The organism is Phormidium sp. CCY1219, from assembly GCF_035615515.1.
Classification (GTDB): Bacteria; Cyanobacteriota; Cyanobacteriia; order Cyanobacteriales; family Laspinemataceae; genus CCY1219.
Map to the genome: position 1 here is coordinate 1 of NZ_JAJENT010000755.1, position 21907 is coordinate 21907.

Sequence of the window (21907 nt, forward strand, 5' to 3'; positions counted from 1 at the left end):
GGGGGGAGAACTCCTCCCTACGCATAAATGACGAGGGTTTCCGTTCTCCCCCTTACCAACCCTAATTTCTGATGAAATTCTCGATTGTCATCACCACCTACAATCGCTTATCCTTTTTAAAGCGCGCCATTGACTCAGCACTGAACCAAACCGTGCCGTGCGAAGTGGTGGTAGCTGATGATGGGTCTACAGATGGAACCGAACAATACGTTTGCAGTTTGGGCGATCGCGTCACCTATCATCGCAATTTCGAGAATTTAGGTCACGCTGAGACCATGAATGCGGGGGTAAACCGGGCGAAAGGAGAGTGGATTAAGCCCTTAGATGACGATGACTATCTCGCGCCGAATTGCATCGCAGAAATGGAACGGGCGATCGCGGTGCATCCGGAGGCGGTTATCTGCTCTTGTCAAGCGGCGCAGGTGAATCTCCAGGAAGAAGAAATCAGTCACACCCGATCCATTGGAATCGGCAAAACCTGTTACATTCCCCAAGCCGATATCCACTATGGGATGTTATTAGAATTGCTCCCATTTGGCACTCCAGCGCAAGTCGCATTTCGGCGGGATGCATTCTGCCAAACCCGGGGGTGGGATTCCCAGTTGGATACCAACTGCGACGATATCGATTCCTGGATTGAAATTGCCCGATTTGGCGATGCGATGTTTCTCAATCAATGTTTGGCCTACCGCACCATTTGGCCCGACGCTTACAATGCAAAAATCCCCTTAAAAACGCGGTTAAAAACCAATATTATCATCAAAGAAAAGATTTATCAATACGTCAGCGATCGCCACCGCCAGGACATTCCCTCCCTAGACAGTATTCGCGCTTACCTGCACCTGCATTGGAGCCTAGTGGCACTCAAGCGTCGGCAAATCGCCCAAGCCTTACAACTGTTCTATCCCAGTTGCTTGTCCTGGGTTGCTTGGCAATTGTTAGTGCAAGCCATTTTAGCACGAAAAGGGAAAAAAAAGTCAGCCGTGCGGTTCATGCCATTTGAACCCGAGAAGGTTTAGCCGCAAAGCGCCCAGGGTGGGGAAAGGGAGGATGGGCAAAAGCCCACCCATCGCCTTAATAATGAGTGCCGGTTTTGCGGTAGTGAACCGCCGTTACGCGATCGCTATCCATAACACTGCCATTTTCCACCGTGGCATAAACCACCCAGTGATCGCCGCATTCCATGCGGTTTTGCACGACGCATTCCAAATAAGCCAGGGCGTCAGTGAGAATCGGACAACCGTTTTCCGCTTCTGCGGTATTTAAGCCGGCAAAGCGGTCTTCTCCGGGGGCAAAGCGCTTCATAAAGTGCTTGCGAAGTTGTTTTCCTTCTGCTAAAACATTCAGCACGAATTTATCTCCCGTGTGAGTGAGAGATTCCAACGCCCGGTCTTTCGCCACCGCCACGGTAATGCCCGGCGGGGTAAAGGTGGCTTGGGAAACCCAAGACGCCAACATCCCGGAAGTGACATCGCCGCGCTTAGCGGAGACCACACAGAGAGAGCCGACGATGCGACCCACGGCTTGAGCGGTGCGATCGCTCCCCGAGGCGGACATGGTAGAAGACTTGCTGGCGAGACGTTTCTGCGATCGCTTCAGGGCTTGGGCAAAATCGATCGCCGCCTCTTCGCAAGCTTGCAGAGTGACGTCAGTGGGGGTAAACTTCACCCGAATCGGTTCAAAGCCGAACTTATACCCCGCATCTTTCAACTTGCTTTCCAGCAGGTCGATCGCTTCGCCACTCCAGCCAAACGAACCAAACACCCCGGTGAGTTTATTTTTCGACACCGAATTAAGAATAATCCCCAACGCCGTTTGCACCTGAATCGGGGCGTGACCCCCCAGAGTCGGCGATCCGATAATAAACCCGTCGCATTTTTCCACCGCCGCTTGAATATCAGCGGTTTCCGCTTGTTCGCAGTTGAGAGATGTAACCGAAATCCCCGCTTTGGTCAAGCCTTTTTCGATCGCCTGTCCCAGAGTTGCCGTATTCCCATACGCCGAGGCATAAATCAACGCCACATTCAACCTTTGGGACTTTTGTTCCTCACTCCATTTGCGGTACAGTCCGCGCAATTCATTCATCCCATAGAGAACCAGCGGACCGTGACCCGGGGCGTATAGCTTAATCGACGGCAATTCCGCAATTTTATCCAACGCGGAAAGCACTTGACCGGCTTGTGCGGCGTGCAGACAATCGTAATAAAAGCGCCGATCTTCGCTGTAAATCGCCCACCCTTCATCAAAAATTTGGTCGCCGCACACATGGGCACAAAACAACTTATCGGTAAACAAAATGCGGGTTTTCGGGTCGTAAGTTAACAGACCATCGGGCCACTTCGGCGTCGGCGTGGTGATAAACTGCAATTGATGGCCTTTCCCTAAATCCAGGGTATCTTCCCCGCGCACCACCGTAATTTTCAGTTCCGTATTTTCAAAAAATTGCCGCAGGGCTAAAGCGGCGGGATTGGAACAGACAAAGGTAATCTGCGGGGCCAAATCCAACAAGGCTTTCAGGGTAACACCTCGGTTGGCGTTAAAATGGCCGAGAATCACATAATCGATGCGATTTAGCTCGATGCGCTTTTGCAAGGTGTCGAGATAATTTTCCGTGAACGATTCTCCGGGAGGGTCGATTAGGGCAATTTTATCGCCTTCAATTAAGAACGAATTGGCGGTGGTTCCTTTGGCGAGGGAATATTCGACTTCAAACTTCAGTCGATCCCAGGTGCGCGATCGCAGCACCTTGGTGTCTTCTTCCAAAAGGTACACCTGAACGTCTCTAGTTTTGGTTGGAGTTGTAACCATATGTGAGAAATGCGAGGGACGGCTTGACGGACAAAAAAGGGCACGAATGCCTCATTTCCCACTATTGTAAGCTGTGGTGGGTGGAATTGGTCGGTGGATTCGCGATCGCACAGTTCCCTCGGGAAGCAAAGGTGCAACTCATGCATCCTCCGTTTAAGGAGGCGGTAGAGACGCGATTCAGAAGCGTCTCTACGGCGATTGCGTGCCCTTGGAGCCTGGGAACGCGGAAATCAGGAAAACCAGACCGAGTGGGAAAAGAGCATCGCAGGCGGGCAATTGCGGGAAAATTAGTAATGATTGCCCACTTTGCGGTGGTGAACGGCGGGAAGGGCGTCTGGTTTAGAAACGCGACCCGCATCCACCTTGCTGTAAACGACCCAGTGATCGCTGCATTCCATGCGACTGAGGACCTCGCATTCGAGATAGGCGAGGGCTTCGCTGAGGATGGGAGAACCGTTGCTGGTGTTTTGCGTTTTCACCCCGGCGAAGCGATCCGCCCCGGGGGGGAAGCGCTTTAAGAAGTGGCGCATCAGGGATTGATAGTTATCCTCTTCCAATACATTGAGGACAAAACGATCGCCCACCTGCATTAGCGCTTCGATCGCCCGGTCTTTCGCCACGGCGATCGTCACCCCCAACGGTTCGAAACTCGCTTGCGTCACCCAAGACGCCAGCATCGCACTGCTGACATCTCCTTTGCGGGCGGTGATGATATACAGTCCGCCGCTGAGGCGTCCCAGGGCTTTATCCAACTCGCTATCCAGGGACTTCATTTGAGCGATCGCTTTTTTGCGGCTCAGCAATTGTCCCATATCGGTTCCCGCCTCATCGCAAAGCTGATAGGTCGCTTCCGTGGGGGTTTCCTTAATCGTAATATTGGGAAATCCGGGCTTGAGACCGAGTTCGTTGAACTTCACCGCCAGGGGATAGATGGATTGGTCGTTTCCGCCGCCGGATTCAAACAAGCCGATCGCCTGTTTGTCGTGAACCGAGGCCAAAATCGTGCTGAGCGCCGCTTCCGCCGTCGCCGCACCCACACCAGTCAGCGGAGGCGCGCCGATCGCGACTCCCGAGGCGATGCTGACCAATTCGCGCACTTCGGCGGTATCTGCGGATTTGAGATCCATCATTTCCACATTGACCCCGGTTTTGGTGATTCCGCGCGCGATCGCTTGGGAGAGGCGATCGCTATACCCGTAGTCCGACACGTAAAACACCGCCACCGTAGTTTGCGCCTTGGCTTGGGCTTGGCTCCAGCTCTTGTAGCGTCCGGTGAGTTCGCCGATATTGTATCGCAACAGCGGGCCGTGTCCGGTGGCGATCGTGCCGATTTCTTCCACATCAGGCATCCGTTTCATCGCCCCGAGCACCGATCGCGCATTGGGAGCCATCAAGCACTCGTAATAAAAGCGATAATCCGCTTCAATCGCGCTTAAATCCTCATCATAGGTTTTATCGGAACAATAGTGCATTCCGAACGCATCGCAGGTGAACATTACCTGAGTTTTCTTATCGTAGGTAAAAATGGTATCGGGCCAGTGCAGGTTGGGTGCATTGACGAATTGTAAAACGTGGCCGTTACCCAAATCCAGGGTCTCGCCATTTTTGACAACTTTGCGTTCGAAGGGGCGATGAACTAAATTTTCTAAAAATTGAATGGCCACTTTGGCACCCACCACCGTGACTTGGGGGGCGAGTTCTAGCACCTCTTTCACTAAACCGCTGTGATCCGGTTCGGTGTGACTGATAATGAGATAGTCGATTTGAGTCGGGTCGATACAATCGCCCAGGGTGTCGAGATAAAGCTCGCGAAACTTTGCATGAGAGGTATCGACTAAGGCGGTTTGTGCCCCGCGAATCAAAAATGAGTTGTAGGTGGTGCCGTTTTGCAGGCCAAATTCAATGTCGAAGCGATCGCGATCCCAATCCAAACACCGAATGGTGGTGGTATCTTCTGCGATTTCGCTGGTTTCGATTGTCAGTCGGTTTTCGAGGCGATCGCTGAGGGCGACTACCATAGATGGCCTCCTTGAGAGCTACCGATTACGTTTGCTGTTAATGTTATTGTTACATAACTTTATGATTAGTTTTAATTAAAAAAACTATCATTCCGTTAAGTATTTCAAATTTTTATTTGACAAAGCACGCATAGTGTGATAATAAAATTCCGCCCCTGTCGCGAATGGGGGGAGGAGCAAAACGGGAGTAAAGGCTCAACCCCATTTGGAGCGCGCGAACAGCCCCGACAATTTCCTCCCCGTTTACCTCACTGTCGGCTTCACGGGCAATTCCACCAGAAATTCCGCCCCTTGCCCCGCTTCGCTGACACAGCGAATTTTGCCACCGCCATCCTGGGCGATCGCCTGGTAGCACAGAGACAGTCCCAAACCCGTCCCTTTCCCCACCGGCTTGGTGGTAAAAAACGGATCGAAAATCTTCCCTTGAATCTCCGGCGCAATCCCCGGACCGTTATCGCGAATCGAAATCGTCACCCAATCCGGGCCACTTTGATAAGTCGTCAGGGTCAACTCAGCCCCCTCCCCCTGGTTTTCCAGAGCATCTAAGGCATTATTAATCAAATTAAAAAACACTTGATTGATTTGCCCCGGACGACATTCCACTGGTGGCAGCTTACCATAGTGTTTGCTAACCTTCAGACCCGGTTGCAGGCGATGTTGCAACATGGCGAGGCTATTGTCGAGACCCTGGTTGAGATCCACCGCTTTCGATGGCGCTTCGTCCAGGTGGGAAAAATTCCGCAACGTCTGCACGATCGTGCGAATCCGATTGCTTCCTTGCTGCATGGAATTGAGCAATTTGGGAAAATCTTCGCGAATGTAATCCAGGTCAAATTCATCGCGGATTTGTTCGAGCAAAGACGCCGCTTGCGGGTGAGATTCGGCATAGAAATCGATCGCCTCATTCAACGCCTCGGCATATTCGATCGCGTGGGGCAAATTGGCATGGATAAAATTGTTGGCATTGTTGATTTCGTGAGCAATACCGGCCACCATTTGCCCTAACCCCGAGAGTTTTTCGCTTTGAATTAATTGCTGCTGGGTGGCTTTTAGTTCTTCTAGGGTGGCTTGCAGTTGTTCCGCCTGCGCTTTGGAAGTCGCGGCGGCTTCTTGCACTTGGGCGTAGAGTTCCCCTTGGGAAATCGCGATCGCCAAGCGATCGCCTAACTGGCGCAGCAAGTCGATTTCCTCGTTTGTCCACCGACGCGGCGCATGGCATTCGTGGGCAATCAGTAGTCCCCACAGCTTCTCGCCGATCGCGATCGGCACGATCAGGTTGGCTTTCACCTGCAAGGATGCTAAATATCGTTCGTGGCAGGATTCTAAGCCGGCATTGTGAATGTCGTTAATGGCTCTGACGCGGCCTTTTTGATATAATTTCGCATATTCGCCACTGAAGCAGTTGTCCGCCACCATGTCGCCAAAGATAGAGGGCCAGGGAACCAGCAGGTCTTCGACGACGATTTCTCCGTGCCAGTTTTCTTTGAATTGGTAAATGACCACCCGATCGGTTTGCAGGAGTTCTCGCACCCCGCGCACGGCTGTTTGCAAAATGGTTTGCAAATCCAGGGTGCTTCTGATTTGGTCGGTCACCAGGCGCAGGAGTGCCTCGCGTTCGGCGGCGGCGCGGGTGGCGCTGTAGAGTTGGGCTTGGTTGATGGCGATCGCCAGTTGGGAGGCGACTCCTTCTAGGAGGTCCTGTTCCCATGCGGTCCACTCCCGTTCGCGATCGCACTGATGCAAGCCGAGAATGCCATTGACTCGCCCTTGATAGCGCATGGCGATCGCCAGCATCGACCGAATCCCCAGTTTTTCGACGATTTCTTGGGTTTGGCGTCCTAACCCCGGAAAGTCTACAAACCGCGTCACCGCTAAGGGTTTCGCCTGCGATATCAACATTTGTAAGTGGGCGTTATCCTGCAAGGGCACTTTCAGTCCCAGTTGACTCGGATAGTCGTCTTTTTTGTATTCGCCTCGGGTGATTAAGGTGTCGCGGTCCTCGGGAAGGGTGACGAGGATACTGGCGCGATCGCAGTTGAGGGTTTTAGCTAATAACCGACAGGCGGTTTGCAGCACTTCATCTAAATCCAGGGTACTGCGAATGGCATTATTGATTTGATTGAGCAAGCTCGAGAGTTGAACTTGCTGTTGCAGTTCCCGGGTTTGCACATCGCAGTTTTCCCGCACAACTGTGGCGGTATCGTCATCTGGAGGGGGGACTTGCACCGAATTGGCTTGCGCGATCGAAGCAGTATTCGGCAACTCGCAATAGGGTTGATATACTTTCAGGAACATAAGGTATTTTAACTGGTAAGGCGTAAGAAGCAGTGCAGATGCAGGAAATGGCTCTGTGAATCATCTTAACAAATTTTTATAAAAATTTTAAGTTTTGACCTCCCAGTTTGGTTGCCAGATTGCCAATCTGTTGCTAAAATATTTTGTCTCATTTTGTTTGTTTATCAAAATCGAGGGGAAATACTATGCTTGTAAATGAAGTCTCTTGCACTACAGTGGCATTCCTCAAAATTTGTTATATTTAAGGGTTATTCAAAACGAACCGACGGGGAAAACCGCCGCACCGAATCGCAGTGGGTTGCGGATTGGTACAATTCTTAATTAAAGAAAAATACCCCTTACCCTAGAACCCCAGCAGAAGGGTAGGGCTAAATGGACTGTAGGGTAGCCCTCCTCATGGGGGCATTTTTCAATTGATAATCACTCAAATGCCTTAATTCTCAATTCTCAATTCTTAATTCTTAATTCCGAACATGACCTCCCTTTCCCCTTGCACTCCATCTGGCGAAGAAAACTGGCTGGCATTAGCGATTGGCAACTCGCAACTGCACTGGGCGTGGTTTGTGGGGGAGGCCCTGCAGCGGGATTGGGATACGCCCCACAGCGATCGCGATCGCGCCCAACAACGGATAGGGGCGTGGAACCGGGGATATTTGTGGCCGAAATCCGCACCCTGTGGGGACGCACCGGTGGGAGAATGGGTGGGGGAACCGCCGGCCCTGTGGATAGCCTCCGTGGTGCCACAGCAGCTAGATCTGTGGCGGGAGTATGGGCGCGGGCGAATCATTACCCGCGACGAAGTGCCCTTGCAAGGGATGTATCCCAGCTTCGGCATCGATCGCGCCTTAGCGGTAGTAGGGGCGGGACATCAGTGGGGGTGGCCCTGCTTAGCGATCGATGCCGGTACTGCCTTAACCTTCACCGGGGCCGACGATCGCCAGCGACTCGTCGGCGGTGCGATTTTACCCGGATTTGCCCTACAGCTACAGTCCTTATCGCAAAAAACCGCCGCCCTACCCGAGATTGAAATTCCCGCCCAACTGCCCTCCCGCTGGGCCACAGAAACGGCGGGGGCGATTCAAAGTGGGGTCGTTTATAGTATCGTCGCCGGGGTGCGAGACTTTATCGAGAATTGGTGGCAACAATTTCCCGAAGCTACAGTAGCGATCGCCGGGGGAGGGGGGAGGAGACTGGTGAAATACCTGCAAGTGCAAGCCCCAGAAATCGCCCAGGAGGCGATCGCCGATCCGCATTTAATCTTTTGGGGAATGCGCCTGGTGAAACGCCGCCAGAGTGCTAAGCCCTGATGCCTTCATCCCTCTCGCCATCCACCAAAGCGCGAATCTGCTGCGCCACCGCATCGGGGAAAGCAAGGGGTAAATTTTCCCCCGCATCCGGAATCTTGTGCAATTGCGCGTTGGGCAGAAGATCCGCATAAGCCTGAGACAGGGCCATCGCCCCGGGGGTATCCGCGTCGCCGCACAGAATCGACACCGGCAGTTTAATCGAGCTTAAACGCTCTTGGAGTAACTCCGAGTTAATTTCCGGGCGGCGACGTTGGAAGAGAAGCTGACAGGCGACGGTAGAGTGTTGCAGGGTTTCGAGTTGCTGTAGAAAATCCTCCACCACCGGCTGCAAGCGCAACAGCTTCGCCAAGCGCAACAGGGGCGATCGCAGGAATTGCAGCACCGGCAAGCCCTTCATCCACAACGCGACCCTGCGCCAGCGGTTTTCTAGTCCCGGAACTTCCACTCCTTCCGGGGTCAGCAAGACTAAGCCTCGCACCCGTTCCATATATTTAACCGCATAACTAGCCGCCACCCAACCGCCTAAGGAGTGACCCACCAAATAGATTTCTTGCAGGTTCAACGTTTCGCAGAACTCCTCGAGAAAATCCACCTGTAAGGCGATGGAGTAGTGAACGTTGGGGTTTTCCGACTCGCCAAATCCGAGTAAATCCACCGCAAAGCAGTGATAGTCCTCGCTCAACGCCCTCTTCACCGGCACCCACTGACTGCTATCGGTCCAAGAGCCATGTAAAAACACCACTGTAGGTCCCTCCTGACCGATTTCGCGCCAGAAAAGTTGTCCGACAGAGAGCTTAATTCGAGAATTGCGTAGCGGTAGAGTCATGCTGCTGATTGGGTGTGGTGGAACAAGCCATCAGGCAACCCCGATAAGCGGGAGTTGTTACGCCGCCGAGGCAGAGTGGGGTTGAGATGGACCCGCCCATCGCCTGCGCTTAAGCCACAGTGGTGACGCCATTGAGAAAGTCTTGTAACTGGCGGTCGTGATCGTGGGACAGGTGCCCCACCGGAAGAGCATCGCGATCGAACCCCTTCACCTCGCTGATTTCTAGAGTATCTTCAATTTGCATCGTTCCGCGAACTTCCGCCGCCACCACCACGCATATCGAGTGAATGCGCGGATCGCGATCGGGTGCGGAATAGATGCCCACCAAGCGCTGGGTTGTGACCAATTCCAAGCCGGTTTCTTCCGCCAACTCCCGGCGTAACGTGGTGGGTAGGTCCTCTCCCCAGTCCACCATTCCCCCGGGAAGTGCCCATTTACCATTATCCCGACGGCGAACCAATACGATTTGACCGTCGGGCAAAATGGGGATAACGCTGACCCCGAGGATGGGATGGCGAAACAAAATCCCCAGTACGTTTTGGGCAAAATGCCATAAGCGACGCATAAACATTCGTAAGCTGTAGCGAACCGAAAAAACAATCTTGGACGAGTTGGATGAAACCGGAAAACTGTCGGTAGCGGCCAAGCGGCTGTTGCTACTTGTCCCTCCTCATCGTACAGCAATGGGACGGGGAAAGCAGATTTTCCCACCTACTTTTGCCCCTGCAGTTGATTTCACTCTCGGGATTTCCTGCCAATTCGCACCGGGGCGCGACCCTGGCCCATCCGCTCTCCTGGTTTGGACAGGGGGGAGGGGATTGGAAGTTCCGCCCACAGAAAATCGAAATCTTTGGCGCGCCCTTTGCCATCCTCGGGCGGGTTTTCCCGAGGGAATCGGTGGGAAAATCCGTGGGAAAATGGTCATTTTATCCTTTAAAATAAGGGTTTGCTTAGGATCGAGGCGGTTTTTCTGCGCGAACATTGTTAGAATGGAGTCCAACGCACACAGCGGTCTTGTGCAAGATGGACCAATCGATTGGCGCTCAAGTGTCGCAATTCGTTCAATCCAATCTTGGATCCATCTGCAAAGCAGCGATCGCTACCACGGGTGAAGGTTTCTCATAACCCGTGGGATTCTCGCTCTCTGAGTCGGTTTCGCGAGACGAGAATCAGCGTGCAAAATTGAGAAATGCAGATAGTCAGGCGTGCTGAAGCGCGGGAGGGTGGAAACAGTGACCGACGAAGCATGAAGGTTATTCCTCTGGTTTTCTGCTTCTCCCCGCGCTTCAGCATTTAACCCATCGATGACGCCCCAAGCGTCACGATCGCGTACCGTTGTTCGCGGCATCCGCAAGACCTAAGTGTGTTGATTAATCAATGAGGTAAATATGGCAAAACGTCGCAACCCTAAAAAAGAAAAAGCTCTGCGGAATAAAGCTTACGCTCGTCGCTTCCGTAAATCTACCAATTCTCGCCGATTTTACAGAAAACCGCCGAATTCGGAGAATAACAGCGACAACCAGGAAAACTCTTCCAACAAAGAAGAGTCATCCGTAGAACGCTAAAGGCGATCGCCTGAATATTTTTCGGGCGATGCGCTAAACCTTCCCCGAACCGCAATTGTTCTGTCTTTTTTATGACTTTAAAATCAAGACAGGTTTCAGCATAAACGGTTCGGGAAGCCGATAATTTTTCAGCCCTTCTCTGTCCACAGGGCACAGGGGTTGCAAAAACAAGGAAACGGCAAAATATGGGAGAGGAAAGTCGGCATTGAGTTTTCCTCTCCCATACAGTCTTAGTTGGCGTACAATGGCAAATAGCAGGGGCGATCGCAGCGCTGGACAGTTTCACGTACACTGAAGCTGGCACCGGGGGCGATCGCATCTAAACTTTTCCTGATAAAATACTCCAAACCTGCCCCGATGGCAATATCTCGGCCAACTTTATAAAGTTAGTTTATTACCCGCGATCGCAGTGCAATCTATGACCAACGCTTATTCCTTTCAATTTAAACCCTCCCCGGCATTGCAAGCGCTGCAACAGTGCCATTTTAGCCCAGTTGAATACTATCAAGCCAGACTGGATTTATTTCATTTATCGATTTTAGCCGATTACGACCAATTGGTCTGCTTGCCTAGTTTGACCCATATCGACAAACATTGGTATCAAATCGAAACCGCCAAAAAAGTCATCAAACAAATGGGAGGGCGCGCCTTACTCGCCGATGAAGTGGGATTGGGAAAAACCATCGAAGCGGGATTGATTTGTAAAGAATATCTCAACCGAGGCATGATAAAATCCCTGTTAGTCGTCACCCCCGCCTCCCTGGTTTCTCAATGGCAACTGGAACTCGAGGATAAATTTGGCATTCCTACCATCACCACGGACGAACGTCAAGGGGATGCCGAAACATTTTGGCAGGAAAACGATCGCATCATTGCTTCTATCAATACCGCCAAACATAAAAGCCACTTCGCCCATGTCACCGCCCGGGAATGGGATATGGTGGTGGTGGATGAAGCGCATCACCTGAAAAATAGCAAAACCCTCAACTGGAAGCTGGTTAATGCGATTAAAAAGCGGTTTATCCTCATGCTCACCGCCACCCCGGTGCAAAATACCCTGGTCGAACTCTACAACCTGCTGACTTTATTAAAACCGGGACTGTTAAAAACCCAGGCACAATTTAAAAAAGAATACGTGCATTCGGGCAATAGTCGCTTGCCGAAAAATCCGGAACAATTGCGCCAACTCATGCGCGAGGTTATGGTGAGAAATACCCGCAGTTTAGTGGATGTAAAACTGCCGAAACGATTCGCCTCCACTATTACCGTGACTCCTTCTAAAGCCGAGCAAGAATTATATCGAGCGATTAACGCCTATTTGCGTCAGCATCAAAATGAAAAAGGATTAGACCGCCTGACGCGCAACATGCTCTTGATGCGGGCCGGGAGCAGTCCCACGGCACTTGCGGATTATCTTAACACGCTGTCGGAACGATTTGACCATGAAGAGGTGAAATTTTTACTCAAACGCGCCAAAGGGATTAAAAGTTTTGAAAAAGCGCAACAGCTCGTTAATTTATTGAAGAAATCGACGCAAAAAACTTTGGTATTTACCACTCACCGAGAGACGCAATCGTATTTAGCGCGGTGTTTGGCAAAAGAGGGGATTGGGTTTGCGGAATTTCGCGGGGATATGACCTTGAAACATAAAGATGAGGCGATCGCGGAATTTCGCGAATCCGTCCCAGTGTTGCTGGCGTCGGAAACCGGGGGCGAAGGTCGCAACATTCAGTTTGCCAATGCGATCGTCAACTACGATTTACCCTGGAATCCCATGCGAATCGAACAGCGCATCGGTCGCATTCATCGCATCGGTCAAACCCAAGATGTGTTTATCTTTAATTTTTGCATCAAAGATAGCATCGAAGAGTACATTCTCCGCATCCTGCACGATAAAATCAATATGTTCGAGTTAGTCGTGGGGGAAATCGAAACCATTTTAGGCAATATGGAAGATGAATTCGATTTTGGCGAAGCAATTATGGATATCTGGCTGCAAAACCAGTCGCGCCCAGAACTGGACGATGCCTTCGATGATTTGGCGCATAATTTGTTAAAAGCAAAAGACAGCTATTATCAAACTCGCGAACTAGACGAACAAATTTTTGGAGAAGATTTTGAAGCGTAATCAATTGTAGAGAAAATGAGCGAAAATCCAATTTTAGAAACTGTGGCCAAAGTGGTGGCGCTGCAAGAAGGGGTCGCCGAATTTTCCACCCCTCATACCTTAGAGGTATTGCTCCCAGAATCGGTAGCCAATACCCTAGATGTGGAAGAAGAAGTGACCTTTACCACCACAGCAGAAGTGCGCGACGGCTGTTTTGTTAGCTATAATTCCGAGATTTTAAAAAGGTTTGAAACCCTGCTCGAACCGTTGGGCTATGTGGGAAGGTTTGGGGTAAAATACGACGGATATATGAAAAAAACCGGCTTTGAAAAACTGATTTTAAATCGCCTAACGCCGCAAAATGGGTTGATTCGGTTTATCGAAGCTCATGCAGAAACCACGCCCTATTTGCTGTGTAATGTGGCTTATACGGCAACGGCAGATGAGAAACGGTTGGGAATGGTATCGTTTTGCGTGAATGAAATCACTGGGGTAGCACCGGTGGAGATTGGAGATGCGTTGCTGTGGACATCCGATCGCGTCGAGGGTTTTGCAGACACCAATGGGGCGGCGGTGGAGTTTGAGAAATTATCGCGAATTATCGAGAAAACATCGGCAAAGTTGATTGTAGCAGATATTGAGAAGTGGCAAGCCAGTTTAACCCGCAAACAGCAGCGCGATGAGAACAGAGTAAAAGAGTATTATCGCACGATCGCCCAAGAAATTAACGCCAAAATTAAGAAAAAAAACTTAGAAGGAGAACAGCGCGATCGCGAAAAAGCGCGAATTGCCGCCACCCAAAAAGAACTGGAGCGAAAAATCAAAGATATTCAAGAACGATACGCCCTCAAACTCGAGGCGCAACTGCATAGTGCCTTGATAATCGAGTTACCCACGGTTCATATCCACTGCGAATTAATCCGCAAAAAACAAAAACGAGAAGTGGTCGCCGTGTGGAATCCGTTTAGCAAAGAGCTTGAACCCTTGCGCTGCGATCGCTCCGATACTGGGGTGTATTCCTTCTATCTATCCGATGATGAAGCGCAAATCCTCTCCCCGGCGTGTTGGGAGGAATTGTTCTCAGAGAAGAAAAAATAACTTCTCCACGGGGTACAGTAAAGAAAAGTCTCGCGCCCGAGTTGCGCGCGCGAGTCAGGGTGCATGGAGCAGGGGCGTGTGTGCGCGTTGAGCGCAACGCTCTGCGGGATGATAACAAAACCAGGAGTGACGCAAGCCATTTGTCGGCGGGCAAGAATGCCCATTACACCCGATGTTGAGAATCATTAGGGGTGAATTGCGTAATGTCTAAAAACTTAAAAGAGTGTTTGATAGTCGTGCGGGTGGAGTAAAAAACCAATGGCAAAAAATCCAATCGAGACGGGAAACGCGAATTTGGTTTTTCCGGATGCAGAAGCCAAAATCCTTGCTTTGCGAGCGGATTTGAAGCAGGGAAAATCCGATGGAGTCGCCAAGGCGATCGCCGCCTTAAATGACGAAGCGGAAGCAGTACAGCGCGCTGCCTATCTGCTGCTGCGACACCGCAGCGAACCGGACGTGCGGAAAGCCTTGCAAGAGTACAATCACTATCGCTTTTTCAAATGTCTGCGCACGATGGGGGGACATTCGAGCCGCATTTATTCTATTGCCATTCATCCGGATGGCCGCCTGCTCGCCTCTGGCAGTAACGATAACTCGATCGCCCTGTGGCGACTGGACACCGGCGAACAATTGTGCGTGTTGAGCGGACATACCGACTGGGTGGATTCCGTGGCATTTAGTCCCGATGGGCAACGCTTAGCCACCGGCAGTGGTGACGCCACGATTAAACTGTGGCGGGTGGACCTCAACAGCAGTAAAGAGATCGCTACAGTTGAGCGCACCCTCACCGGCCATTCCCGCTGGGTCACTTCCTTGGCATTTAGCCCCGATGGTCAGTTTCTCGCCAGCGGGTCTAAGGATAATACGATTAAAGTGTGGAACCTCCAGACCGGGGAAGAATGCCAGACCCTCGAGGGGCATTTTGACTGGGTGTATTCCGTGGCGTTTAGTGCCGATGGGCGGATGTTGGCCAGTGGCGGCGACAGCACGGTGAAACTGTGGGATTTGGAAACCGGCAAAGAAAGCAAAACCTTGACCGGCCATCGCGACTGGGTGTATGCGGTGGCATTGAGTCCGGACGGGCAAATGGTGGCCAGTGGCAGCGAAGATAGAACCGTGAAACTGTGGAATGTCAGTACCGGCGAGCAAATCCGCAGCTTGAAGGGGCATTCCGCAGGGGTGAATGTGGTCACATTTACTACCGATGGACGCTGGTTGATCACTGGCAGTGCGGACGAAAGCGTGAAAGTTTGGAACCTGCAGGGGGACTCTGAAGAGGAAATGAAGCTGCCGAGAAATACCCTGCGCGGGCATTCGGAGTGGATTAGCTCGATCGCCGTTGCGCCGGATAATCGCACCTTGGCCAGTGGGAGTGGCGATCGCTCGATTAAAGTGTGGGACCTGGAAACCGGGGAAGAACGACAAACCCTGGGCGGGGATGTGGAATGGGTGGACTCGGTGGTGTTTACCCCAGACGGTCAAATGGTGGGTAGTGGTAGCGGTGGAGATACCGCTAAATGGAACTTGCACAGCGGCGAAGAGTTGCGATCGCTCAGCGGCATTTCAAGCTGGGTAGAAGATATCGCCATCAGTCCTGACGGACACCGAATCGCTAGCGGTAGCGAAGATGGTCTGGTGAAAGTCTGGAGTCTCGATAGCGGCGCATTGGCTATTCTGCTTTCCGGACATGCTGAAGGGGTGTGGTCGGTTAGCTTTAGCCCCGATGGCAAAATGCTCGCCTCCGGTAGCGGGGATGAAACGATTAAGTTGTGGGATTTGCTAACCGGTAAGGAAATCCGCACCCTGAAAGGACATTCCTATCGCGTGGATGCGGTTGCCTTTAGTCCAGATTCCCCGATTTTGGCCAGTGGATCGGCAGATGAAACGCTGAAACTCTGGAATCTACAAACCGGCGCAGAAATGATGACCTTGGAAGGACATGAGGAAGCGGTGTCTTCGGTCAGGTTCAGTCCCGATGGGGCAATTTTGGCCTCGGCAAGCGAAAATGGGACGATTATTTTGTGGAATGCGCGCTCCGGTGAAGAACTGTTGCGCTTCAGTACCGAACCCGATGCGATTAATTCGATTGCCTTTAGCCCCACCGGCAAGACGATCGCCAGTGCGGGAGAAGATGGGACGATTACTCTGTGGAACGCCTCCACCGGGGAAGCGCGAGGCACGATCGCGGCTCATTCCGAACCGGTGAATTCTGTGTCATTTAGCCCCGATGGCTACCACCTGGTCAGTGGTAGCGCGGACAGTACCATCAAGGTCTGGCACCTACGAACCGGTCAGGAATTACGCCAATTTACTGGCCACTCGAATTGGGTGAATGCAGTGGCGTTTGCGGCAAAAGCGTCTCAGGCGATCGTCAGTGGCAGTGCAGATGGTACGGTGAAAGTCTGGAGCGTGGAGGATTGAGAATCGAGAATTGAATAATGTTCGCAATTGTTCATTCTTTATTCTCCCTCACAGGGTGACGGAATGGGCTTCGAGGGGCGGTTTGACGGCGAGATTGAGCTGACGATGTTCGCGCAACTGCCCTTGTCGCCGATAATCGAGCGCTAGGGTGCCATTGGGCATCACGATGCGCTGGCACTCGTTGGCGGATTGCAGGGAAAGGGGGTTGAGGGAGGCTTCGTAAAAGTTCACCGCGTTTAAATGGGCTTCATGGAAGCAGGTTCCACTCAAAAAGCTGGCGACGAAAAAGGTGCCAAACAGGTGCGATCGCCGGAAATTCGCTTGACTTAAATTGGCTTGCTTCAAACAGGTTCCGAGCAAAAATGCTGAGGTGAAATCCCCGTAAATTAAGGTGGCATCGGCGCAATCGGCAGCGGAGAGGTTGGCTTCCCTGAAAGAAGCTCTCGGTAAGTGGACTTGCTGCAGTTTCGCTCCCGTTAGGTTCGCTTCGCTAAAGTTCGGTCCGAGTGCATTATCCCACCCCAAAATCGCGCCGTTGAGAATCGCACCGGTGAGGTTGACCCCGGTGAAGTCTGCCTCACCTACAATGGCATGGGTCAGATCCGCACCGCTTAAGTTCGCATGGGATAAGTCGGCACGGGTTAAGTCGGCTCCACTGAGATCGGCTCCACTGAGATCGGCTCCACATAGGGAACCACCAATCAAATCGGCCCCCATCACGTTGATTTGCCGCAAATCCGCTCCTCGTAAGTCTGCGCCACACAAGTCTAATAGCAAAAAGTCCCGTTGTCCGGTTTGATAGTTGTTCAGGAGTTCCTCAGCCGTAATCCGTTTCATATACTCCGCCTGGGTAGAGTTTGCGCTGTTGTGTGTCACTGCCTGAAAACATCCGCCTCTCGGGGCGTCTGGGCAGGCACCACCATTCAAAATGCGCTTTTTTACGGGAAAATCCGGAATTTTTATCGGGCGATCGCCTGTTTGCTCGGGGGTTGACCTAATTTCGTCTCTGTGGTATGCGGCGATGGACCTGAATCTGGGGAGAAGGATGTCGCGCCTTTGCTTCGTTCCCCCCTGACTCGCTGACTCGTTGACTCGTTGACTCGTTCCCAGGCTCCAGCCTGGGAACGCCCTTCCCGAGGCTCCGCCTCCTGAGCGCGCAAGGAATGCCGGGGCGATCGGCAACGATTCATTTCACATTGTATAAAGTTTAGAGGGTGGTGCGTCACCCCCGGATTCTATGGGTCTGAATGTGGCACGGATTGGGTGGTGGGGGTGACGCACCCTACGGGGCTGGTGAGTATATTATGTTACGGAGTCCCAGAGCTATTACTCAGCCGATCGCGCTGCGGATGAGTTTTGTGCTTCGTTGACCTGGGTGGGCGGATTCACCACATATTCAGCGGCTTCTGAATTTTCCGGGAGGGGTTGCATCCTTCCCTGATATACTAACGTTTGATAAATTATCGCCGCTGCCGCACCTCGGTTGAGCAATTCGTTGGGATTGAGCAGGGTGGGGTCGGGATAGTTGACCACAATATTCGCTTGCGTGGCTACGGCTAAGTCGTCGCGTTCGGAAGCGGGTATGCGATCGGCATCTGCATAGTAAGCGTTTAAATCGGCGGTGGGAATTCCTACCTGAAACTCTTGTCTCGCCTCGGGTTCTTCGGCTACCGGGGTTTGGGTTTGGGCGCGATTGATTACTAGGAACGGTTGCATCAACGCAGTGGCGGCGAGGGGAAAGACTAACCGACGCTTCTGCACGGGCCGCTGCTGCTTCTGGGGTACCGGTTCGACCACTCTCGCTTGATAGGTGGTGGATTCGGGCAGGGTAGCCTTTAATTCCAATCCCCGAACCAGGGCAGAAATCGCTTCGGCGCGGGTCATTTCCTGGCGCGGATAAAAGAAATTCTCGTTGGCAAATGCTTCGAGAAATCCGGTTTCATAGGCTTGTTCGATCGCTTGTGCTGCCCAATAATCGGCGGGAACGTCGTCGAAAACGCTGCCACTGGGAATTTGCCGCTCCATATCCGGGTCGAAGGCGGTGCGAACTAAGGCGGCAAATTCATCGCGATCGATATCTTCTGCCGGTTTGAAGCGACCATCGGGATATCCCACCACAATGTTCTCTTCCGCTAAGGCTTGAATAAACGGCGTAGCCCAGTAATCGGCTTCCACATCGGGAAAAGCGCTGGTTTGTTCTTCTTCGGAAGTGTTGGGCGCAGAAACGGCAATTTCCGGAACGGTAATGCCGGCGCTGAGTCCGATGGCGATGGAGGTGGCGATCGCGATCGGCCATTTACACGAAATAGACATCAGTATAATTCTCCTTTTACAATTTGGTTAAAACCCATTGTTTTAATTTAAAATTCGTTTTTTCCGGTTAAATTCACGGAAACTGTGGGGATTGGCTCCCATGAGAGCATGTGACGCCGGGAAACTTCGGCTTGCAGAAGTGTAGAACATCTGCGGGAACAGCCGAAGTATCCGGTCAGCCTAGGCAGTTATCTGAGACAAGTAAGGGCGATCGTCTCACTAACGAGTCTGCTTAGCTGGGGTTGTTCTCTTCTACAACGGGAGAACCTTCGCGGTTCACTTCTAACTCTTCGCGACGAATGGTTTCTTCGGCTTCCACGCGATCGCGTTCCACTTCTTTGCGAACCTCGACTTCGCCGCGCACGAACGCTTCTTTGCGAATGTCTGCATTTTCCTCATATACTTCCATGCGGGCCACTTCGCTATTCCCGAAATCCGGTTCGCCGGGGGCAACGCGCCGTTCTTTGCCTTCTACGTCTTTGACTTCAACGATGACTTTTTCCTTTTCTACGGGAACTGTAGCCTTTGCCGTTTCCTTTTCCACTCGTTTGCCCACGGTGACTTCCCCGGCTTTTGCTCGGTTTTTGTTCGCGATCAGTCGTTCTTCGTAGAGTTTCAGTTGTTGATGATCCCGTTCGTTAACCTGATACAAATCGGGTTCTCGTTTGTAGGCAGTCACTTCCCGCTCTTCTTTGACGCCTTCTGTAGCAGGCAGGTTTTCCCGGGATTTGGGGGGAGTCTCATGGGTGTGGTGAGCTTCTGTCTTAACGCCACTGGCTTCCACTGGGGGTGTGGCTTCTACAGCAGCAGAATGTTCCACGGCGGGAAGTTGAAAGACCGATCGCACTCGTTCTTCATAGGGGCGATCGATTTCCATGTCGTGGTGATAATCGGGCAGTTGTTCGATTTGCTCTTTATTCTCGATGCCGATCGCATAAACGCGATGGCGATCGGTATCTACGCGACACCGCCCAATCGGCATTAATACTTTCTTGCCAAAAATCCAAAACCCAGTATCGATAACCAGATAGCGGAAATAACCGGATTCATCCACCAGGGCATCTTCAACAGTGCCGATTTTATCTTCTTGGCCAATGTTGGCATAGACATCGTATCCTTTGATGTCATCCCCCTCAAACATCTCTTCGCGATAGTTTGGATAAAAGTCTTGAATTTTGTAAAGAGCCATACTATTATAGTTCTCCGTTTATGTTTTACTCCGTAAATCTATGATAAAAAATTCTGCACTTTTCTGACTCTATCTGGGGATTGACTTCCCGAAAGCCGGCAAGCTGGAAAAAGTATTACTGTAGATAGATATGAAAACCTTTCATTCCGCTTACAGTTAATCTAGTATCGATGCGGGCATTCTCCGAAATGCTGGTATTTTGAGACCAAAAAATTTTTTTTGAGGGAGTTAGGAGATAGTAAAAATGACTTATGGAAATCGAGGTGGAACGAATGTTGTCGAGCCGCCAATTGTCAATCAAAATCCGGTGGTGGATTACCACGATCGCGTGCGGTGGGGACCGATTTTTGGCGGAATTGCGATCGCGATCGCCGCTCAACTGATGTTAAGCGCCCTCGGAGTCGCTATTGGTTTGACGGTAGGCGCAGCGGGAGCTGATGCCAATACTATTGGCTGGAGTGTGGGCATTTGGTCGATTATTAGTCTGCTGATTGCTTTATTTATCGGCGGTTGGGTGATGGCTCGAACCTGCGGTCCGATGAATAAGAAAACCGCACTGCTCAATGGAGCAATTTTGTGGGCAACAACCATCGCAATTAGTTCTTGGTTGCTCGCCAGTGGCGTGTCGGGAACCTTTGGCATTGTCGCCGCAAATGCTAGTATGGTCGATCGAATGACCGTTCCCAGCGACATGCAAAATGTTACCCCCGCAGAAGCTCAAGCGTTGGTGGGCGAGTTGGCACAGGCAGGGTGGTCGTTTTTATTTGGCTCTTTGCTGGGCTTAATTGCCTCCATGATTGGCGCTTCTGTAGGCGCTCGTCATCCTCGCACGCAAGTTTAAATTCTGTATTGCTCTATGTTACTTATTGCTCGTCGCCAGCAGCTCGCGAATGACTTCTGTTGAATTTTGGCTTGATTTGTTGCGAGATTCCGGTTCGCGCGCAACCCTATCAAACCAGTAGAGACGTCTGAAGGCGTCTCTACTCTGGTGCTTTTTTGACCCTTGGCTCGGACGGGAGAGGATTCGCGATCGCGGCAACAATTATCTGCGATCGCCAAACTCCAATCGGCTGCCTACCTTGCATTCCACAACGCGATCGGGAAAACGCTGCCAAAAATGGGCGATCGCATTCATGCCCGTGCAATGGTTCGGCGCAATCAGCCTCACTTCATACTCCTCTAGCGCCTTCGCCGTAGCTTCGATGCGCTCTCGAGTAGCACGTAACAAATGCATCCCCCCCAGCACTGCATGAAATCTCTGCACTGTAGTGAGAGATTTAATATAGTCGAGGGTGTTGATCGTACCGGCATGGGCACATCCCAAAATCACCACAATTCCCTGGGGGGTGTTTATAAATAAGGCTTGGTCGTCCGGGAGGGTATCGATTTGCTGGTGGGTTTTGTCGCGCCAAAAGTTGCCGCCAGTGTCTTCCAATTCGTGGCCACGGGGAATCGTTCCAGTAACGCAGATACCGGGATAGAGTTCCGTGGGGGTAGTGGTCCACACGAGATTACCCACGCGCGATCGCAGCTCTTCTCTATCCCGGATCGGCGCACCAATATCCCCTCTGGGACTATATTTCTCCTCCAGTCCCGAGGGATGCACAAACAAATCCGCCTCCGGGCACTCCTGTAGAACCTCTGGTAAACCCCCTGTATGGTCGTAGTGCCCGTGACTGAGAACGATCGCATCTAGGGGGTGCAGGGCAATTCCCAACTGCTTGACATTGTGGCCCAATACGAATCCTTGCCCGGTATCGAACAAAATTCGCCACGTTTCTTCCCCCTTTCTCGCCTCGATGAGAAAGGATAACCCATGTTCTCCCAGCAGTCCCTTTCCCCCTGCGGTATTTTCTACTAAGGTGGTAACGATTAGATGCTCTATCATGATAACCTCCGATACGTTTGGAAACCCCCGTGCTTTAGCCGGGGGAGGAAAAACGAACTTGCGGCTTTAGCC

The 21907-nt window shown here is 51.8% G+C and carries 16 protein-coding genes; 7 read left to right on the forward strand and 9 right to left on the reverse strand.

Features of this window, described 5'->3' with window-relative positions; all coding sequences use genetic code 11:
• The first annotated feature begins 71 nt into the window (after positions 1-71).
• Positions 72-1019 carry a glycosyltransferase family 2 protein gene (locus tag LKK83_RS22765; protein ID WP_324633670.1) on the forward strand — a complete coding sequence of 316 codons (948 nt, stop codon included), beginning with the start codon at positions 72-74 and terminating at the stop codon, positions 1017-1019.
• Between the two features lie 55 nt (positions 1020-1074).
• Here LKK83_RS22765 and LKK83_RS22770 read toward each other — a convergent pair whose 3' ends face one another.
• From LKK83_RS22770 to LKK83_RS22780, 3 genes are all read right to left on the reverse strand, one after another.
• Positions 1075-2808, reverse strand: a complete 1734-nt coding sequence (locus tag LKK83_RS22770) for a diflavin flavoprotein (RefSeq protein ID WP_324633671.1) — start codon at positions 2806-2808, stop codon at positions 1075-1077.
• A 287-nt stretch (positions 2809-3095) separates the two neighbouring features.
• Entirely contained in the window at positions 3096-4826 is a 1731-nt protein-coding gene (locus LKK83_RS22775; protein ID WP_324633672.1) for a diflavin flavoprotein, read from the reverse strand.
• Between the two features lie 243 nt (positions 4827-5069).
• A complete protein-coding gene (locus LKK83_RS22780; RefSeq protein WP_324633673.1) occupies positions 5070-7121 on the reverse strand; it encodes a GAF domain-containing sensor histidine kinase in 2052 nt (683 codons plus the stop codon).
• 473 nt (positions 7122-7594) lie between these two features.
• Between LKK83_RS22780 and LKK83_RS22785 the strand changes: the two genes are divergently transcribed.
• The gene (locus LKK83_RS22785) at positions 7595-8428 is read left to right on the forward strand and encodes a pantothenate kinase (protein WP_324633674.1); all 834 of its coding nucleotides are present in this window, start codon (positions 7595-7597) and stop codon (positions 8426-8428) included.
• Here the strand turns inward: LKK83_RS22785 and LKK83_RS22790 are convergent.
• Positions 8418-9254, reverse strand: a complete 837-nt coding sequence (locus tag LKK83_RS22790) for an alpha/beta fold hydrolase (RefSeq protein WP_324633675.1) — start codon at positions 9252-9254, stop codon at positions 8418-8420. The genes LKK83_RS22785 and LKK83_RS22790 overlap by 11 nt on opposite strands.
• Before the next feature lie 109 nt (positions 9255-9363).
• Positions 9364-9819, reverse strand: coding sequence for an NUDIX hydrolase (locus LKK83_RS22795; RefSeq protein WP_324633687.1), 456 nt, complete (start codon positions 9817-9819; stop codon positions 9364-9366).
• Between the two features lie 823 nt (positions 9820-10642).
• On the opposite strand from LKK83_RS22795, the gene LKK83_RS22800 reads away from it, so the two are divergent.
• The 4 genes from LKK83_RS22800 to LKK83_RS22815 all read left to right on the forward strand — a co-directional run bounded on the left by LKK83_RS22800 (position 10643) and on the right by LKK83_RS22815 (position 16445).
• Positions 10643-10819: a hypothetical protein gene (locus LKK83_RS22800; RefSeq protein ID WP_324633676.1), complete on the forward strand. Its 177-nt coding sequence runs from the start codon at positions 10643-10645 to the stop codon at positions 10817-10819.
• Between the two features lie 418 nt (positions 10820-11237).
• Positions 11238-12947, forward strand: a complete 1710-nt coding sequence (locus LKK83_RS22805; protein ID WP_324633677.1) for a DEAD/DEAH box helicase — start codon at positions 11238-11240, stop codon at positions 12945-12947.
• A gap of 15 nt (positions 12948-12962) precedes the next feature.
• Positions 12963-14024: a hypothetical protein gene (locus tag LKK83_RS22810; RefSeq protein WP_324633678.1), complete on the forward strand. Its 1062-nt coding sequence runs from the start codon at positions 12963-12965 to the stop codon at positions 14022-14024.
• A 258-nt stretch (positions 14025-14282) separates the two neighbouring features.
• Positions 14283-16445, forward strand: coding sequence for a WD40 repeat domain-containing protein (locus LKK83_RS22815; protein WP_324633680.1), 2163 nt, complete (start codon positions 14283-14285; stop codon positions 16443-16445).
• A 48-nt stretch (positions 16446-16493) separates the two neighbouring features.
• Here the strand turns inward: LKK83_RS22815 and LKK83_RS22820 are convergent, their stop codons facing one another.
• From LKK83_RS22820 to LKK83_RS22830, 3 genes are all read right to left on the reverse strand, one after another.
• A complete protein-coding gene (locus tag LKK83_RS22820) occupies positions 16494-17282 on the reverse strand; it encodes a pentapeptide repeat-containing protein (protein WP_324633681.1) in 789 nt (262 codons plus the stop codon).
• 489 nt (positions 17283-17771) lie between these two features.
• The gene (locus LKK83_RS22825; protein WP_324633682.1) at positions 17772-18758 is read right to left on the reverse strand and encodes an S-layer homology domain-containing protein; all 987 of its coding nucleotides are present in this window, start codon (positions 18756-18758) and stop codon (positions 17772-17774) included.
• Positions 18759-18990: 232 nt separating this feature from the next.
• Positions 18991-19947: a DUF2382 domain-containing protein gene (locus LKK83_RS22830; RefSeq protein ID WP_324633683.1), complete on the reverse strand. Its 957-nt coding sequence runs from the start codon at positions 19945-19947 to the stop codon at positions 18991-18993.
• 244 nt (positions 19948-20191) lie between these two features.
• Between LKK83_RS22830 and LKK83_RS22835 the strand changes: the two genes are divergently transcribed.
• Positions 20192-20788 (forward strand): hypothetical protein, encoded by a 597-nt coding sequence (locus tag LKK83_RS22835; RefSeq protein WP_324633684.1) that lies wholly within the window; start codon positions 20192-20194, stop codon positions 20786-20788.
• A 201-nt stretch (positions 20789-20989) separates the two neighbouring features.
• Here the strand turns inward: LKK83_RS22835 and LKK83_RS22840 are convergent, their stop codons facing one another.
• A complete protein-coding gene (locus tag LKK83_RS22840; protein WP_324633686.1) occupies positions 20990-21835 on the reverse strand; it encodes an MBL fold metallo-hydrolase in 846 nt (281 codons plus the stop codon).
• Positions 21836-21907 lie beyond the last annotated feature (72 nt).

Excerpts from the sequence above, each read along its gene's own strand:
- LKK83_RS22765 (WP_324633670.1), top strand. The coding sequence starts at position 72 with ATGAAATTCTCGATTGTCATCACCACCTACAATCGCTTATCCTTTTTA.
- LKK83_RS22770 (WP_324633671.1), bottom strand. The coding sequence starts at position 2,808 with ATGGTTACAACTCCAACCAAAACTAGAGACGTTCAGGTGTACCTTTTG.
- LKK83_RS22775 (WP_324633672.1), bottom strand. The coding sequence starts at position 4,826 with ATGGTAGTCGCCCTCAGCGATCGCCTCGAAAACCGACTGACAATCGAA.
- LKK83_RS22780 (WP_324633673.1), bottom strand. The coding sequence starts at position 7,121 with ATGTTCCTGAAAGTATATCAACCCTATTGCGAGTTGCCGAATACTGCT.
- LKK83_RS22785 (WP_324633674.1), top strand. The coding sequence starts at position 7,595 with ATGACCTCCCTTTCCCCTTGCACTCCATCTGGCGAAGAAAACTGGCTG.
- LKK83_RS22790 (WP_324633675.1), bottom strand. The coding sequence starts at position 9,254 with ATGACTCTACCGCTACGCAATTCTCGAATTAAGCTCTCTGTCGGACAA.
- LKK83_RS22795 (WP_324633687.1), bottom strand. The coding sequence starts at position 9,819 with ATGCGTCGCTTATGGCATTTTGCCCAAAACGTACTGGGGATTTTGTTT.
- LKK83_RS22800 (WP_324633676.1), top strand. The coding sequence starts at position 10,643 with ATGGCAAAACGTCGCAACCCTAAAAAAGAAAAAGCTCTGCGGAATAAA.
- LKK83_RS22805 (WP_324633677.1), top strand. The coding sequence starts at position 11,238 with ATGACCAACGCTTATTCCTTTCAATTTAAACCCTCCCCGGCATTGCAA.
- LKK83_RS22810 (WP_324633678.1), top strand. The coding sequence starts at position 12,963 with ATGAGCGAAAATCCAATTTTAGAAACTGTGGCCAAAGTGGTGGCGCTG.
- LKK83_RS22815 (WP_324633680.1), top strand. The coding sequence starts at position 14,283 with ATGGCAAAAAATCCAATCGAGACGGGAAACGCGAATTTGGTTTTTCCG.
- LKK83_RS22820 (WP_324633681.1), bottom strand. The coding sequence starts at position 17,282 with ATGAAACGGATTACGGCTGAGGAACTCCTGAACAACTATCAAACCGGA.
- LKK83_RS22825 (WP_324633682.1), bottom strand. The coding sequence starts at position 18,758 with ATGTCTATTTCGTGTAAATGGCCGATCGCGATCGCCACCTCCATCGCC.
- LKK83_RS22830 (WP_324633683.1), bottom strand. The coding sequence starts at position 19,947 with ATGGCTCTTTACAAAATTCAAGACTTTTATCCAAACTATCGCGAAGAG.
- LKK83_RS22835 (WP_324633684.1), top strand. The coding sequence starts at position 20,192 with ATGACTTATGGAAATCGAGGTGGAACGAATGTTGTCGAGCCGCCAATT.
- LKK83_RS22840 (WP_324633686.1), bottom strand. The coding sequence starts at position 21,835 with ATGATAGAGCATCTAATCGTTACCACCTTAGTAGAAAATACCGCAGGG.